Origin of the sequence: Bradyrhizobium sp. IC3123 (assembly GCF_020193625.1) — a bacterium.
GTDB classification, from domain to species: domain Bacteria; phylum Pseudomonadota; class Alphaproteobacteria; order Rhizobiales; family Xanthobacteraceae; genus Bradyrhizobium; species Bradyrhizobium yuanmingense.
The window spans coordinates 548,431-563,862 of sequence record NZ_JADYVF010000003.1; the positions used below are offsets into that span (position 1 = coordinate 548,431).

At 64.1% G+C, this 15,432-nt stretch carries 17 protein-coding genes; 12 read left to right on the top strand and 5 right to left on the bottom strand.

The window, feature by feature from the left end; translation table 11 throughout:
• Nucleotides 1-42: 42 nt before the first annotated feature.
• Entirely contained in the window at nucleotides 43-1,365 is a 1,323-nt protein-coding gene (urtA, locus tag I6F20_RS12685) for an urea ABC transporter substrate-binding protein (protein WP_035998103.1), read from the bottom strand.
• Between the two features lie 480 nt (nucleotides 1,366-1,845).
• On the opposite strand from urtA, the gene I6F20_RS12690 reads away from it, so the two are divergent.
• The 3 genes from I6F20_RS12690 (at nucleotide 1,846) to I6F20_RS12700 (ending at nucleotide 4,211) form a co-directional block, all read left to right on the top strand.
• The gene (locus I6F20_RS12690; protein WP_225126419.1) at nucleotides 1,846-3,429 is read left to right on the top strand and encodes a DEAD/DEAH box helicase; all 1,584 of its coding nucleotides are present in this window, start codon (nucleotides 1,846-1,848) and stop codon (nucleotides 3,427-3,429) included.
• Between the two features lie 23 nt (nucleotides 3,430-3,452).
• The gene (gene infA, locus I6F20_RS12695; protein WP_035998101.1) at nucleotides 3,453-3,740 is read left to right on the top strand and encodes a translation initiation factor IF-1; all 288 of its coding nucleotides are present in this window, start codon (nucleotides 3,453-3,455) and stop codon (nucleotides 3,738-3,740) included.
• A 258-nt stretch (nucleotides 3,741-3,998) separates the two neighbouring features.
• The gene (locus I6F20_RS12700; RefSeq protein ID WP_035998097.1) at nucleotides 3,999-4,211 is read left to right on the top strand and encodes a cold-shock protein; all 213 of its coding nucleotides are present in this window, start codon (nucleotides 3,999-4,001) and stop codon (nucleotides 4,209-4,211) included.
• Between the two features lie 91 nt (nucleotides 4,212-4,302).
• On the opposite strand, the gene I6F20_RS12705 is transcribed toward I6F20_RS12700, so the two are convergent.
• The 4 genes from I6F20_RS12705 to I6F20_RS12720 form a co-directional block, all read right to left on the bottom strand.
• Entirely contained in the window at nucleotides 4,303-4,917 is a 615-nt protein-coding gene (locus I6F20_RS12705) for a TadE/TadG family type IV pilus assembly protein (protein WP_036036873.1), read from the bottom strand.
• A 23-nt stretch (nucleotides 4,918-4,940) separates the two neighbouring features.
• Nucleotides 4,941-5,522, bottom strand: a complete 582-nt coding sequence (locus I6F20_RS12710) for a TadE/TadG family type IV pilus assembly protein (RefSeq protein WP_036021610.1) — start codon at nucleotides 5,520-5,522, stop codon at nucleotides 4,941-4,943.
• A gap of 205 nt (nucleotides 5,523-5,727) precedes the next feature.
• Entirely contained in the window at nucleotides 5,728-6,231 is a 504-nt protein-coding gene (locus tag I6F20_RS12715) for a pilus assembly protein N-terminal domain-containing protein (protein WP_035998084.1), read from the bottom strand.
• 150 nt (nucleotides 6,232-6,381) lie between these two features.
• Nucleotides 6,382-7,209, bottom strand: coding sequence for a sterol desaturase family protein (locus tag I6F20_RS12720; RefSeq protein WP_225126420.1), 828 nt, complete (start codon nucleotides 7,207-7,209; stop codon nucleotides 6,382-6,384).
• Between the two features lie 272 nt (nucleotides 7,210-7,481).
• Here I6F20_RS12720 and I6F20_RS12725 point away from each other — a divergent pair, with 272 nt between their 5' ends.
• From I6F20_RS12725 to I6F20_RS12765, 9 genes are all read left to right on the top strand, one after another.
• On the top strand, nucleotides 7,482-7,646 hold the full coding sequence (locus tag I6F20_RS12725; protein ID WP_025033956.1) for a Flp family type IVb pilin: 165 nt from the start codon (nucleotides 7,482-7,484) through the stop codon (nucleotides 7,644-7,646).
• Between the two features lie 77 nt (nucleotides 7,647-7,723).
• Nucleotides 7,724-7,864: a hypothetical protein gene (locus I6F20_RS12730; protein WP_225111714.1), complete on the top strand. Its 141-nt coding sequence runs from the start codon at nucleotides 7,724-7,726 to the stop codon at nucleotides 7,862-7,864.
• A gap of 122 nt (nucleotides 7,865-7,986) precedes the next feature.
• A complete protein-coding gene (locus I6F20_RS12735) occupies nucleotides 7,987-8,511 on the top strand; it encodes an A24 family peptidase (protein WP_036021607.1) in 525 nt (174 codons plus the stop codon).
• A 129-nt stretch (nucleotides 8,512-8,640) separates the two neighbouring features.
• Nucleotides 8,641-9,438 (top strand): Flp pilus assembly protein CpaB, encoded by a 798-nt coding sequence (gene cpaB, locus I6F20_RS12740; protein WP_035998075.1) that lies wholly within the window; start codon nucleotides 8,641-8,643, stop codon nucleotides 9,436-9,438.
• Nucleotides 9,435-10,925, top strand: a complete 1,491-nt coding sequence (locus I6F20_RS12745; protein ID WP_225126421.1) for a type II and III secretion system protein family protein — start codon at nucleotides 9,435-9,437, stop codon at nucleotides 10,923-10,925. Before cpaB ends, I6F20_RS12745 begins: the two co-directional genes overlap by 4 nt.
• Before the next feature lie 20 nt (nucleotides 10,926-10,945).
• Entirely contained in the window at nucleotides 10,946-11,680 is a 735-nt protein-coding gene (locus I6F20_RS12750) for a CpaD family pilus assembly protein (protein ID WP_225126422.1), read from the top strand.
• Nucleotides 11,677-12,945: a CpaE/TadZ family protein gene (locus tag I6F20_RS12755; protein ID WP_035998070.1), complete on the top strand. Its 1,269-nt coding sequence runs from the start codon at nucleotides 11,677-11,679 to the stop codon at nucleotides 12,943-12,945. The genes I6F20_RS12750 and I6F20_RS12755 overlap by 4 nt, the downstream gene beginning before the upstream one ends.
• 21 nt (nucleotides 12,946-12,966) lie before the next feature.
• Complete coding sequence (locus I6F20_RS12760; RefSeq protein WP_035998067.1) at nucleotides 12,967-14,436, top strand: TadA family conjugal transfer-associated ATPase; 1,470 nt, start codon at nucleotides 12,967-12,969, stop codon at nucleotides 14,434-14,436.
• A gap of 16 nt (nucleotides 14,437-14,452) precedes the next feature.
• Nucleotides 14,453-15,430 (top strand): type II secretion system F family protein, encoded by a 978-nt coding sequence (locus I6F20_RS12765; protein WP_057028159.1) that lies wholly within the window; start codon nucleotides 14,453-14,455, stop codon nucleotides 15,428-15,430.
• Nucleotides 15,431-15,432 lie beyond the last annotated feature (2 nt).

Genomic DNA, 15,432 nt, shown 5'->3' on the forward strand with positions numbered 1-15,432 from the left:
TCGCCGCCCTCTCCGGTCTTGCAATGGAGCGTCAGATCGGGATCAGGAGCCCGAGCCGAGGCACTTGTTGGACTTGGTGTTGAAGTTACCGCACTTCTTGCCGACCCAGTCGCCGATCAGGTCCTTGGAGCCGTCGAGCTCCTTCGACCAGGCGTCGCCGGGGACGAGGCTCGGGGTCTTCCAGACCACGTCGAACTGGCCGTTGCCCTTGATCTCGCCGATGAACACCGGCTTGGTGATATGGTGGTTCGGGAGCATCTTGGAGGTGCCGCCGGTCAGGTTCTTGGCTTCGATGCCCGGGAGAGCGTCGATGACCTTGTCGGGATCGGTCGACTTCACCTTCTCGACCGCCTTGACCCACATGTCGAAGCCGATCACGTGCGCTTCCATCGGATCGTTGGTCACGCGCTTCGGATTCTTGGTGTAGGCCTGCCACGCCTTGATGAACTTCTCGTTCTCCGGCGACTTGATCGACTGGAAGTAGTTCCAGGCGGCGAGGTGGCCGACCAGCGGCTTGGTGTCGATGCCGGCGAGCTCTTCCTCACCCACCGAGAACGCCACCACCGGGATGTCCTTGGCCTTGATGCCCTGGTTGCCGAGCTCCTTGTAGAAGGGAACGTTGGCGTCGCCGTTGATGGTCGAGACCACCGCGGTCTTCTTGCCGGCCGAGCCGAACTTCTTGATGTCGGCCACGATCGTCTGCCAGTCGGAATGACCGAACGGCGTGTAGTTGATCATGATGTCTTCCTGGGCGACGCCCTTGGACTTCAGATAGGCCTCCAGGATCTTGTTGGTGGTGCGCGGATAGACGTAGTCGGTGCCCGCGAGCACCCAGCGCTTCACCTTCTCGTCCTTCATGAGGTAGTCGACGGCAGGGATCGCCTGCTGGTTCGGCGCAGCCCCCGTGTAGAACACGTTACGCTCGCTCTCCTCACCCTCGTATTGCACGGGGTAGAACAGGATGCTGTTGAGCTCCTTGAACACCGGGAGCACCGACTTACGCGACACCGAGGTCCAGCAGCCGAACACGACCGAGACCTTGTTCTTGGTGATCAGCTCGCGCGCCTTTTCGGCGAACAGCGGCCAGTTCGATGCGGGATCGACGACGACGGCTTCCAGCTTCTTGCCGAGCACGCCGCCCTTCTTGTTCTGCTCGTCGATCAGGAAGAGGATGGTGTCCTTCAGCGTGGTTTCGCTGATTGCCATGGTGCCGGACAGGGAGTGGAGTACACCCACCTTGATGGTGTCGTCGGCGGCCTTTGCGCCAGTCAATGAAGCCAGACCGAGCATCAGTCCGGCGGTCGCAGCGAGCACGCCGCGGCGGCTAAATGACGCCGCTATATCGTGAGTGGATTTGTTAAACATGAGTGCCTCATCTCCCTGACGCAGACGTGAAAAACGCTGCGAAACGGCCCCACGGCCGCCTGCGGTTAACGGAATCGCAAGAACCATGCCATGGGCTGGGTACCCATCAACTTATTGAATTTACAAAACTAATTGGCAGAAATCGAAGTTTCTCCGCAGACTTGCAGCCTAAATCGTAGGCAACATAAATGTATGCGAAAGCGGCAGTCAGACTACTTTCTAAGCAAATCGCTAATGCTGGCTAAATTTCTGGCAGCAGTATTTTTGCACCGCACCCGCTGTTTTGGAGGCAAGTGCCTTGAAAGCGCCCCCTCGATGTTCCATATGAGCGTCCGAGACCTCTTGCGAATCAAGGGGTCGTAGCGAGCCGCGTGTTCTTAAGCCCTCTACGGGCCTCTGGCTTGCCCCATATCATCCAAGCCATCCGACACCCCAAACACGCAGGTGTCTTCTCGACACCCTTTTGCGCGCGCCGCGCTGATGCGCCGGGCGTTCGCTTTTGACATGGAAAGAACCCCTCTTTTGACTTCGTTTCAGGACTTCGGCCTCGCCGAACCCATCGCGCGCGCTCTTCGTGAAGAGAATTACGTCACCCCCACTCCGATCCAGGCCCAAACCATCCCGCTGGCATTGACCGGCCGCGACGTCGTCGGCATCGCCCAGACCGGTACCGGCAAGACCGCGTCCTTCGCGCTGCCGATCCTGCATCGTCTGCTCGAGAACCGCATTAAGCCGCAGCCCAAGACCGCCCGCGTGCTGGTGCTGTCGCCGACCCGCGAGCTGTCCGGGCAGATCCTCGACAGCTTCAACGCCTACGGCCGCCACATCCGCCTGTCCTCGACGCTCGCGATCGGCGGCGTGCCGATGGGCCGCCAGGTCCGTGCGCTGATGCAGGGCGTCGACGTGCTGGTCGCCACCCCCGGCCGCCTGCTCGACCTCGTGCAGAGCAACGGCTTGAAGCTTTCAAGCGTCGAGTTCCTCGTGCTCGACGAAGCCGACCGCATGCTCGACATGGGCTTCATCAACGACATCCGCAAAATCGTCGCCAAGCTGCCGATCAAGCGGCAGACCCTGTTCTTCTCGGCCACCATGCCGAAGGACATCGCCGAGCTCGCCGATTCCATGTTGCGCGACCCCGCCCGTGTCGCGGTGACCCCGGTGTCCTCGACCGCCGAGCGGATCAACCAGCGCATCCTGCAGGTCGACTTCGCGGCCAAGCCGGCCTTCCTGACCAAGCTGCTGCAGGACGAGGCGATCAACCGCGCGCTGGTCTTCACCCGCACCAAGCACGGCGCCGACAAGGTGGTGAAGACGCTGGCCAAGGCCGGGATCGCCGCCAACGCCATCCACGGCAACAAGTCGCAGAACCATCGCGAGCGCACGCTGGCCCAGTTCCGCTCGGGAGAGATCCGCACCCTGGTCGCCACCGACATCGCCGCCCGCGGCATCGACGTCGACGGCATCAGTCACGTCATCAACTTCGACCTGCCGAACGTGCCGGAGACCTACGTCCACCGCATCGGCCGCACCGCGCGCGCCGGAGCCGACGGCACCGCAATCTCGCTGGTCGCGGGCGGCGAGGAGCTCGGCTATCTGCGCGACATCGAGCGGCTGATTCGCGTCGCCCTGCCGCGGGAGGACCACCGCACCGACGCCGGCCGCCGCGATGCCGGTCCCGCCCCGTCGCAGCAACGACAGGGCCGGCCGGGCGGTCGTCCGGGCCAGCGCCCGCAAGGAGCACGCCACGGTGACGGACGTCGTGCCGACGAACGGCATGCCGACGGGCGCCACCATAGTGCCGGCAAGCAAGGCGACGGCAGGCACGGTGAGGGACGCCACGCCGAGGCAAGGCATGCGGACGGACGCCCCGGCAGTGGCCCGAATGCCCCCAAGGGTTCTCGCCGCCGCCGCTCCGGTGGTAAGATGCATTCATCGCCTGTCGACCGTCCGGAACAGCGTTCCGCGCATAGCGCCGGGACCCCTGATGGGATACAAGGCGTTGCCTTTTTGCGCCGCCAGAGTCGGCCAAACAGCCAACCGAACCGCAAACCCTATTCGCACTAGCCGTCCACGACCTGGAGATATCAATGGCTAAGGAAGAGCTGATCCAGTTCGAAGGACTGGTCACCGAAATCCTCCCCGATGCCCGCTACCGCGTGCAGCTCGACGCCGGACACGAGATCGTTGCCTATACCGCCGGCAAGATGAAGAAGAACCGCATCAAGACGCTCGCGGGCGACCGCGTGACCGTGGAGATGTCGCCCTATGACCTCGAGAAGGGCCGGCTGATTTTCCGCCACAAGGACGAACGTCCCAGCACGCCGGGCGGACCGCCCCGTCCCGGACAGCGCGGCGGCCAATTCCGCCGCCGCTAGTCGGGTGCGGCGCGGGTTCGAATTCCGATCTGTAGATTGATCCGCCGTTGACATCGGCGGATCAAAAAATCGTGCGCGTTCGGATTGTTTCGAACCGTTGCTTCCGATAAAATGAATTAATCGATTTTCGGCCGGACGACATTGGCATCCACCGGTACAGCCGGTTCAGACACGCTGACGACCCTTCCAGAAATTCGATCCTAACCCTGCCCGCGCGAGCGGGCTCCGACATAGTGTTATCTGAGAGGGACTACCCCCGTGAGCATGGGAACCGTGAAGTGGTTTAACGCAACCAAGGGCTATGGCTTCATTCAGCCCGACGATGGCGGCCAGGACGTGTTCGTTCACATCAGCGCCGTGGAGCGCGCCGGCCTCGGCTCGCTCCGCGAGGGCCAGAAGATCTCCTACGAGATCGTGGCCGACCGCCGTTCCGGCAAGTCTGCGGCGGACAACCTGCGCGCTGCGGGCTGAGCCCGCCGGGCGCCGGCCCGATCAGCGAGCCAAAGCAAAAAGGCCGTGCGCAACGCACGGCCTTTTTCATGTCACGGGCGGCTGACAGATCTCAACACGTCGACGGCACGTTGTTGTAGGGCACGCAGGTGACCTGACGCGGTCGCGTGTAGGAGAGATCGCTCAGGGTTACGCTCGACTTCAACACGTAGCCGATGGTCGGCGTGTAAGTGTAGTTGGCTTCGCTCAGGATGAGATAGCTCGACGGAATCAAGAGTGCCGGGGGAATCATCGTGGTGACCGTGTCGCCGGCGTTCCGAGCCGAGGTCGCAAGCGTGGCTTGCGTCGCGCCGCTCGCAATCGTGCCGGCCCTGCTCCACTGGACCTTGGCGATGCTGTTGGCGTCGATGTAGATCTGGGAGATCGTGCCCTTCACGAGCGCAGCGTCGTAAGGCATGACGACGGAGATGCTTGCCGTGAACGTATCCTTCATGCCGGCATCGTTGAGCGTCGTCGACTGCGAGGTCAAATCGGACAATGTCCGCGCGATCAACGTGATTTTGCGGTCGATCGCCACGGCGGACGAAAATTCGACAGTGCCGAAGAACATCACCAGCATCAGCGGTACGATGATCGCGAATTCGGTCGCCGCCAGCGCGCGCTTGTCGGCGACGAAGCCGCGCACGGAGCCGCGTGCATTCCTCCAGATGTTCGCAATCGCCCGCATCGGTCCGCCCAGATCCATCTGCCTCAGAAGGGTTCGTTCTTGAACGCCACCGTCGCCACCATCAGCCGCTTGTTGCTGCATCCCGCGTTGTAGCCGAGGCCGGTGACGATGAGCGGCCATTGATAGAACAGGCGCACCACGACGACCTGACCGGAGCTTCCGGCACTGTACTGCATCCCGGAGGGATTGAAGGTGCAGGAATTGCCGAAATTGGTGAGGCTGAGCGTCCCGAACGAGCTGGTGCTGACGACGTCGACGTACAGCTTGCTGCAATCGAACAGCGCCGGAATCTTGCTGCAGACGAAGGTCTTGAACGTCGTCTGATCGCATGCAGCGACTGTGTTGGGCGCGGACTGGCAGGCCGCCACCGAGCCGCCCTGCGCCTGAGCCTGGCCGGTTAGAATCGCGCGCGCGGAGTCCTGCGCGATGGTCTCGAGCACCTGGCTGGAGAAGAACATGAGCGCCGTCTCGAGGATCGCGAACAGCAGCGCGAAGAACATCGGTGCGACCAGCGCAAATTCGACGGCTGCGGAGCCGCGGCGGTTGCCGCGAAACCGGAGCAGCGCTTTCCGGAGCGTGAACCTCGTAGGTGCAGGCGATGGCATCTCGTCAAATTCCCCAGCGGCCGGCGATCATCTGCCCGTTCAATAGCGGAAACTGATTGTCTAAGTGTTTCAGACGATCCGCTTCCGGCGGACCGCGCCGTTAACACCGCGTTAACCAGCGCCCGCAAGCGGGAGGAAGCACGGCATGCAACGAGGTGCCGCCCTCGAATCGAGCGGCTTGGCGGGATCGAGGCCCGCCCGTGGGCTAGTTTGGCTTGGCAGCCGCGCCGGCACCCGCACCTCCGCTGGCGCTGCTGCTCAGCGTACCGGCCTGGCTCATCGCGTTGTTGAAATAGGTGTCGCTGTCGCCGAGCGTCACGCGGCGCTGGCAAAGCGGCACGCAACTGTAGGACTCCCGCTCGACCCCGCGATAGACGGTGACGAGCCGGTCGCTCGGACCTTCGACCTGGATCTGGCGGTCCACCAGAATCTCGCCGCCGCGGTCGAGCGCGATGAAGTTGGTGGCCCCGTAGCCCTTTCCGGTCACGACGATCATGCCGCCGGGCTGGAGCGTGACGTCGGCGATCAGGGGATTGCCGACCACGATGGTCGCCACCTTGCCGGGCAGCCGCACCAGCTTGGCCTGGTCGACATTGACGGCGATGGTATCGGCGACGGGCTCGGCAAGGCTGGCGGCCGGCGAGGCCAGCACCGCAGCGGCAACCAGAACACAGACGCGCACATGACGGCGCAGCATTTCTTTACGCATACTCTTACCCCCGGGACGTCACAGACCGGCAGAAGCGACCGAATACAGCGGAGCCGGTGCCCGACCCGGCTAACCTGCCTTTAATTCGTGAACGTTCCGCAAACTCGCCGAGTATTGTTTGAACGGACGGACATTTGCGGGGCCCGCCCCCTAATGCCGGAACGGAAAGGCGAGCTGCCCGCCGATCTCCTTGGGCATGGCCGCTTCGTCCTTGCCGTAGTCCTGCGGCAGCCTGCCCTCCGGCATGCGGAAGGTGCCGAACAGCACGTCCCAGATCGGGAACGTTCCGGCAAAATTGGTGTCGCCGCCCTCTTCGAGGGAGGTGTGGTGCCAGCGATGGAAGACCGGCGTCGCCAGCACGTATTTGAACGGTCCGAAAGTCCAGTTCAGGTTGGCGTGCACAAAGGCCGAGTGGAAGGTGGTGAACGGGCCGACCCAGACCATGACGTTCGGGGAGATGCCTGCCATCAGCAGCACGACGTCGACGATGATCGTCCCGAGCAAGAGATTGACCGGATGGAAGCGCGCCGCGGAGATCCAGCCGATCTCCTCCGACGAATGATGGATGGCGTGATATTTCCAGAAGCCGCCGTCGTGGAAAAGCCGATGCAGCCAGTACAGCATGAAATCGGACAGCACCAGGAACAGCACGGCCTGCAGCCACAGCGGCAGCTGCGCCAGCGGACCGTGGCCATTGTCGTAAAAGGCGATGAGCTCGTCGGCGTCGTGGATGTTGAAGACGACGCTGGCGCCGACGACCAGCAGCCCGATCCGCATGGTGCGGGCGAACACCGGGACGAAGAACCAGTAGCAGATGTCGGTGACGATCTCCCGCTTGCGCCACCACGGCGCACCGGGATTGCAAGCCCAGAAATGCTCCAGCACGGTGAACACCGCCGCGAGCACGAAGGTGACCGGGATCACCTTGACGATGGTCTCGCCGAACATCAAGGCGACTTGCATGGGCAGGCTCGACATCGTCGCCTCTCTCCGCGAATTCCGCTGTAGCTCAAGGCCTACTCCGCGAAATTTAAGGGAGGGTGAAGCACGCGCCGCGTTGGCGGCGCATCCGGAACCGCAACGAATTTGCAGGTGCCGTCTTAAGGCGAAATTCACTCTGGGCAAAAGCATCGCGCCGGACGTGGGATTACCCGGTCGAATTAACTCTCCCGAAAGAGCTCGGCTCTCATGGTCGTCGCGTCAACGACAGCGCCGAACGAGGCGGTCCCCACCCAGACGGAGTTTTGTTCATGAAGAACTTGATTGCGCGTTTCGCGAAGGATGAATCCGGCGCCACCGCCATCGAATACGGCCTGATCGCCGCCGGCATCGCGCTGGCCATCATCACCGTCGTCAACAATCTCGGCACCACGCTGAACGCCAAGTTCAGCTCGATCAGCACCTCGCTGAAGTAAGCGGGTCCACGAACGACGGCAAAAGCCCCGGACCTCCGGGGCGTTTGTTTTTCTGAAGACGGCGAGTTCCAGTGGCGTTGCACGAGTTCAGAACCGATGCCGCGGTCGCGGCGCACGAGGCGGAAGCGGCGCAGGCCGGCTCGCCGGTCTATTGGATCTGCCTTGCGCTGCTGGTTGCGACGATCGCGCTCGCCGCACGTATTGCCAGCTTCTGGTGAAAGCGCGCTCGTGGGCCGAGGCCCGGGCGCGCCCGTGCCGCCGTTGTCGGTTTGTTTAGCATCGCGCGCTAGCATCGCCCGAAGCAGCTCCCGCGACAAACCCAGGCCTCAAGACGCAGCCCATGATTCTCGACCTTGCGCGCCTTCTGCTCTTCCCGGCCCTGATGGCGTTCGCCGCCGCGAGCGATCTCTTCACGATGACGATCTCGAACCGCGTATCGCTGGCGCTGGTGGCGGGCTTCTTCGCGCTCGCCCTCGCCGGGGGCATGGCACCTTACGAGATGCTGAGTCATGTCGGCGCCGGTGCGCTCGTTCTGGTCGTGGCCTTCACCTGCTTCGCCATGGGCTGGGTGGGCGGCGGCGACGCCAAGGTCGCTGCCTCCGTCGCGCTCTGGTTCGGCTTCCCACATCTGATGAACTTCCTGCTCTACGCCTCGCTGTTCGGCGGCGCGCTGACGCTGCTCCTGCTGCAGTTCCGGCAATGGCCGCTGCCTTACGGGCTGGCAGGACAGGCCTGGCTCGCACGGCTGCACGCCAAGGAGAGCGGCATTCCCTACGGCATCGCGCTCGCGCTGAGCGCGCTGATGGTCTACCCGGAGACCGAATGGGTGAAGGCGATCGACCTCGCTCGCCTCGCGCTGCGCTGAACGCTCCGGGTAAACCCGGCGTTAAGGCGATTTAGATACGCCTCATTAACCATGCTTTGACGAATAGCTGGTCAACTGCCGATCACGGCGGCGGCAGCGTCGCGGCGTATTGTTGGAAAGTTGAAGCGTATGAATAGGGCACGCATTGTCGTCCTGACGGTCGCCATCTGCGCCGGCGGCGTCGCCGCGTACCTGGCGAGCGGCTCCGACAATTCTGCGCCGCCTCCGGTTCCGGTCGCACAGCTGCCGACCGTCGACGTCCTCGTGGCCAAGAACGACATCGGCCTCGGCCAGACCGTGAAGCCCGAAGACGTGCAATGGCAGACCTGGCCGACCGCGACCGCCAGCGCCACCTTCATCCGACGCAACGAGCGCCCCGACGGTGCGACCCAGGTGACCGGCTCGATCGCGCGCGCGCCCTTCATCCAGGGCGAGCCGATCCGCGACCAGAAGCTGGTCAAGGCCGAAGGTTCCGGCTTCATGGCGGCAATCCTGCCCACCGGCATGCGGGCGATCTCGACCGAGATCTCGCCGGAGACCGGCGCGGGCGGCTTCATCCTACCCAACGACCGCGTCGACGTCCTGCTCACCCGCCGGCTCAAGAACCCGGATCAGAGCAGCGGCGCTCCCGACATCGTCACCTCCGAGATCATCCTGGCCAATATCCGGGTCCTGGCCATCGACCAGGCACCCAAGGAGAAGGACGGGCAGAACGCGGTGATCGGCAAGACCGTCACCCTCGAGCTCAATCCCGCGCAGACCGCAACGCTCTCCGCGGCGCGCCAGAGCGGCACGCTGTCGCTGGCGCTGCGCAGCATCGTCGACGTCAAGATGAGCGAGATCACGCTCGATGACTCCGCGCAGAAGCGCGACGGTGTCTCGATCATTCGCTACGGCATTCCAAGTCAGGCGGCTAAGGCACGATGAAGACAGTCGACATCAAATACAGGGCAGATTCGGCGACGATGCGGACCTCACTGGTCCGCGCCCTGTCGTTTTCGGCCGCCCTCGCGCTGGCGCTCAGCCCGACGATCGCCCCGGCAGTCGCCGCCGATTACCGCCCTGTGCCGCAGACCGCGGCGGACGGCCAGATCAACGCGCGTTTCCTCTCGCTCGGCATCGGCAAGTCGGTCGTGATCGACCTGCCGCGCGACATCAAGGACGTGCTGGTCGCCGATCCCAAGATCGCCAATGCGGTGGTCCGCTCCGCACAGCGCGCCTATATCATCGGCGCCGCGGTCGGCCAGACCAATATCGTGTTCTTCGATTCCGCCGGGCAGCAGATCGCGGCCTACGACATCGCGGTGAAGCGCGACCTCAACGGCGTGCGGGCCGCACTGAAGCAGGTTCTGCCCAACTCAGACATCCAGATCGACGGCCTGGGCGACGGTATCGTCCTGTCCGGCACGGCCGCCAACCCTATGGAAGCGCAACAGGCCAACGAGCTCGCTGCGCGCCTGGCCGGCGGCGTCGACAAGGTGGTGAACTCGATCGTGGTCCGCGGCCGCGACCAAGTCATGCTCAAGGTGACCGTTGCCGAAGTCGCGCGTACAATCGTCAAGCAGCTCGGTATCGACCTCACCGCCAACCTCAACTACGGCACATCGGTGGTGAGCTTCAGCAACTCCAACCCGTTCACGGCCCTCGGCCGTAATCTGGTGGATGGCAACAATCTCACTGCGAGTTTCGGCGCGACGCCTTCGGTGCAGGCGACCCTGCGTGCGATGGAGAGCGCGGGCGTGATCAGGACGCTTGCCGAGCCGAACCTGACCGCGATCTCCGGAGAGTCCGCCACCTTTCTCGCCGGCGGCGAATTTCCGGTGCCGGCAGGTTATTCGTGCGATCCCGTCACGCGCGTCTGTACCACTCAGATCAGCTTCAAGAAGTTCGGCATCTCACTCAACTTTACGCCTGTGGTCCTGAGCGAAGGCAAGATCAGCTTGCGGGTGATGACCGAGGTCTCCGAACTGTCAAATGAGAATGCGATCACGCTGTCGCAGGCGGTGACCTCGAACACGGTCAACTCGCTGACGGTCCCCTCAATCAAGACACGCCGCGCAGAGACTTCGCTGGAAATTCCGTCCGGCGGCGCGATGGCGATGGCCGGCCTGATCCAGCAGCAGACCAAGCAAGCTGTCAACGGAATGCCGGGGCTGATGCAGCTCCCGATCCTCGGCACGCTGTTCCGCAGCCGCGACTTCGTCAACAATGCAACCGAGTTGGTCGTGATCGTGACGCCCTATGTGGTCCGCGCGGTGGCGCCGAAGGACCTGTCGCGGCCGGATGACGGCTTCGCCCCGCCTGCGGATCCGCAGGCGCAGCTGATCGGCAATATCAACCGGATCTACGGCGTGCCGGGCCGGACCGAACCGGCCAAGAACTACCGCGGCACCTACGGCTTCATTACCGACTGAGGCGGAACGGGGATTTCACGATGATCACGAGACCACCCCAGCTTCGCAAGCGCGCCATCAGCCTCGGTGGCGTGCTCATCGGCCTCGCGCTCGCGGTCGGGGGCTGCCAGCACGACGAAGTCCTCACGGCGTCCATTCCCGACGACTACAAGCAGCGCCATCCGATCGCGGTCGAGGAGCAGAATCGCTCGATCGTCGTCTTCGTGGGTCATGCCCGCGGCGGATTAACCGCGGCCCAACGCGCTGACGTGATGGGCGTGGCATCGGCGTGGTTGCAAGAAGGCACCGGCGCGATTCGCATCGACGTGCCTTCCAATACGCCCAATGCTCGCCCGGTCGCCGATACGATGCGTGAGATCCAGGCGATGCTGGCGGCGGCAGGCGTTCCGCCGCGCGGCGTCAGCCTTCACCCCTACCAGCAGCAAGACAAGCGCTTCCTCCCCCCGATCCGGCTCACCTATTCCAGGATTGCCGCAGTCGCCGGTCCCTGCGGCCTGTGGCCGGAAGACATCGGACCCTCGATGAAGAACAAGCGCTGGTTCGAGAACAAGGACTACTACAATTACGGCTGCGCTTATCAGCGCAACCTCGCGGCCATGGTCGACAATCCGTCGGATCTTGAGCAGCCGCGGCCCGAAACTCCGTCATACACGCCGCGGCGCATCACCGGGTTCGAGAAGTATCGCAAGGGAACGACGACGGCGACCACCTATCCCGAGGCCGACAGGGCCAAACTCAGCGACACCGGCAAATGATCAGTTACGCGCGCCAGACACACGAAGAGCAGCCGGCAGCAGCTCCTCCGCCGGTCGAGGAGCATATTGCGCCCGCGCCGCGCGTCTCGGTTCAGGCCTTCTGCGAAACCGTGGAGACGGCCGCCGCGGTGCAGTCGGCCGGCGAGGATCGCCGTCTCGGCAAGGCTCACCTGAAGATCCAGATGGGCGGCATGGCGGCCGCGATCGAAGCCTACCGCTCGGCTCCCACGCCGAACGTGATCGTGCTCGAGAGCGACGGTCGCAACGACCTGCTGGGCGGACTCGACCAGCTCGCCACTGTCTGCGATGCCGGCACCCGCGTGGTGGTGATCGGCCGCATCAACGACGTCACGCTCTATCGCGAGCTGGTGCGCCGCGGCGTCAGCGATTACGTGCTCGCGCCGGTCGGCGCGATCGACGTCGTACGCTCGATCTGCAACCTGTTCTCGGCCCCCGAAGCCAAGGCAGTCGGCCGCATCATCGCCGTGGTCGGAGCCAAGGGTGGCGTCGGGGCTTCGACCATCTCGCACAACGTCGCGTGGGCGATCGCGCGAGACCTCGCGATGGACGCCGTCGTCGCCGATCTCGACCTCGCCTTCGGCACGGCCGGGCTCGACTACAACCAGGATCCGCCGCAGGGTATCGCCGACGCCGTGTTCTCGCCTGACCGCGTCGACACCGCGTTCATCGACCGCCTGCTGTCAAAATGCACCGACCATCTCAGCCTGCTGGCGGCGCCTGCGACGCTCGACCGGGTCTATGATTTCGGCACTGACGCTTTCGATGCCGTATTCGACACGCTGCGCTCCACCATGCCCTGCATCGTGCTCGACGTTCCGCATCAATGGTCGGGCTGGACCAAGCGCGCCTTGATCGGGGCGGACGACATCCTGATCGTGGCCGCCCCGGACCTCGCCAATCTGCGCAATACCAAGAACCTGTTCGATCTATTGAAGGCCGCGCGCCCCAACGACCGGCCGCCGCTCTACTGCCTGAACCAGGTCGGCGTGCCGAAACGGCCCGAGATCGCCGCCGCGGAGTTCGCCAAGGCAATCGAGAGCCAGCCGGTCGTCTCGATCCCGTTCGAACCGCAGATCTTCGGCTCGGCGGCCAACAACGGCCAGATGATCGCGGAGATCTCCGCCAACCACAAGTCGATCGAGATGTTCCTGCAGATCGCCCAGCGCCTGACCGGCCGCAGCGAGACCAAGAAGCAAAAGTCGTCCCTGCTTTCACCTCTGATTGAGAAGTTGCGGGGAAGATAAGCCGCCGCATGGAGTTGTTAAGTGTTCGGTAAGCGTAGCGGAACAGACACCGACCTTCGGGCACCCAAGCCCGGCGCCGTGTCGCTCGAGCCTGCCCCGGCTCAGGCGCCGACGGTGTCGCGCGCTCCGCCTCCGCCGGCCGTCGCCTCGCCGCCGCTTGCGCCCGCCAAGGCTCCGCCGCCTCCGGCCATGGAGAGCCGGCGTTCGGACAATTATTACGAGGTCAAGGCGACCATCTTCGGCGCGCTGATCGAGGCCATCGACCTCGCCCAGCTCGCCAAGCTCGATTCGGAGTCCGCGCGCGAGGAAATCCGCGACATCGTCAACGAGATCATCGCGATCAAGAACATCGTGATGTCGATCGCCGAGCAGGAGGAGCTGCTCGACGACATCTGCAACGACGTCCTCGGTTACGGCCCGCTCGAGCCGCTATTGTCGCGCGACGACATCGCCGACATCATGGTCAATGGCGCCAACACCGTCTACATCGAGGTCGGCGGCAAGATCCAGCGTACCGGCATCCGCTTCCGCGACAACCAGCAGCTTCTCAACATCTGCCAGCGCATCGTCAGCCAGGTCGGCCGGCGCGTCGACGAATCCTCGCCGATCTGCGACGCGCGCCTCGCCGACGGCTCCCGTGTCAACGCCATCGTGCCGCCGCTGTCGATCGACGGCCCCGCGCTCACCATCCGCAAATTCAAGAAAGACAAGCTGACGCTGGATCAGCTCGTCAAGTTCGGCGCGATCACGCCGGAAGGCGCCGAGATCCTTCAGATCATCGGCCGCGTCCGCTGCAACGTGCTGATTTCCGGCGGTACCGGCTCGGGCAAGACGACCCTGCTCAACTGCCTCACCAACTACATCGAGCACGACGAGCGCGTCATCACTTGCGAGGACGCCGCCGAGCTCCAGCTGCAGCAGCCTCACGTGGTGCGGCTGGAAACCCGTCCGCCCAACATCGAGGGCGAGGGCCAGGTCACGATGCGCGAATTGGTGCGCAACTGCCTGCGTATGCGTCCCGAACGCATCATCGTCGGCGAGGTCCGCGGACCCGAAGCCTTCGACCTGCTGCAGGCCATGAACACCGGCCATGACGGCTCGATGGGCACGCTGCACGCCAACAACCCGCGCGAGGCGCTGTCGCGCTGCGAATCCATGATCACGATGGGCGGCTTTTCCCTTCCGTCGCGAACAATTCGCGAGATGATCTGCGCCTCGATCGACGTCATCATCCAGGCCGCGCGCCTGCGCGACGGCTCCCGCCGCATCACCCACATCACCGAGGTGATGGGCATGGAAGGCGACACCATCATCACCCAGGACATCTTCCTCTACGACATGGTCGGCGAGGACGCCAACGGCAAGATCATCGGCCGGCACCGCTCAACCGGCATCGGCCGTCCGAAGTTCTGGGAACGCGCCCGTTATTACGGCGAGGAGAAGCGCCTCGCCGCGGCGCTCGACGCGGCGGAAGTCGCGCCGAAGACGTGAGCAGATTGGCAGCGCCATGAACATGCAGGTCCTCGCCCTCGCCTTCCTCGCCACCGCAGCAGTTGGTGGCATCGCCTGGGTATTCCTCTATCCGGTGCTGTCTGGGGAGCGAAAGGCGGAAAGCCGCCGTGCCTCGGTCGCGCGCGCCGAAGCGCCCACGGCCCGGCAGGCCGAGAAAACTCAGCGCTCTCGCCGCGAGCAGGTCGAGTCCACGCTGAAGGACCTCGAGGCGCGGCGCGCCCAGGAGAAGAGCGCTCCGCTCAGCGTCCGCCTGTCGCAGGCCGGGCTCGACTGGACGCCGCAGAAGTTCTGGACCGTGTCCGCCGTGGTGGCCGGCGTTTTTTTCGCGGCCGCTATGTTCGCGGGCGGGGGCCTGATCGGCGCCGCCGGTCTTGCCTTTGCCGGCGGCTTCGGCCTGCCGCGCTGGGCACTCGGCTTCCTCAAGAAGCGTCGCGAAACCAAGTTCCTGGCTGCACTGCCCGACGCGGTCGACGTGATCGTCCGCGGCATCAAGGCAGGCCTGCCCTTGTTCGAATCGATCAAGGTCGTAGCCGCCGATTCGCCCGAGCCGCTGCGCAGCGAGTTTCTGGCCATCATCGAGACGCAGGCGATCGGCATGCCGCTGGGCGAGGCCTGCGCGCGGCTTTACGAGCGCATGCCACTGCCGGAAGCCAATTTCTTCGGGATCGTGGTGTCGATCCAGCAGAAATCGGGCGGCAACCTCTCCGAAGCGCTCGGTAACCTCTCCAAGGTGCTGCGCGACCGCAAGAAGATGAAGGAAAAGATCCAGGCGATGTCGATGGAAGCCAAGGCCTCGGCCGGCATCATCGGCTCGCTGCCGCCGATCGTGATGTTCCTGGTCTATCTCACGACGCCGCAATACATCTCGGTGCTTTGGACTCATCCCACCGGCCAGCTGATGCTGGTCGGCTGCGTCGTCTGGATGTCGATCGGCATCCTGGTGATGAAGAAGATGATCAACTTCGATTTCTGACG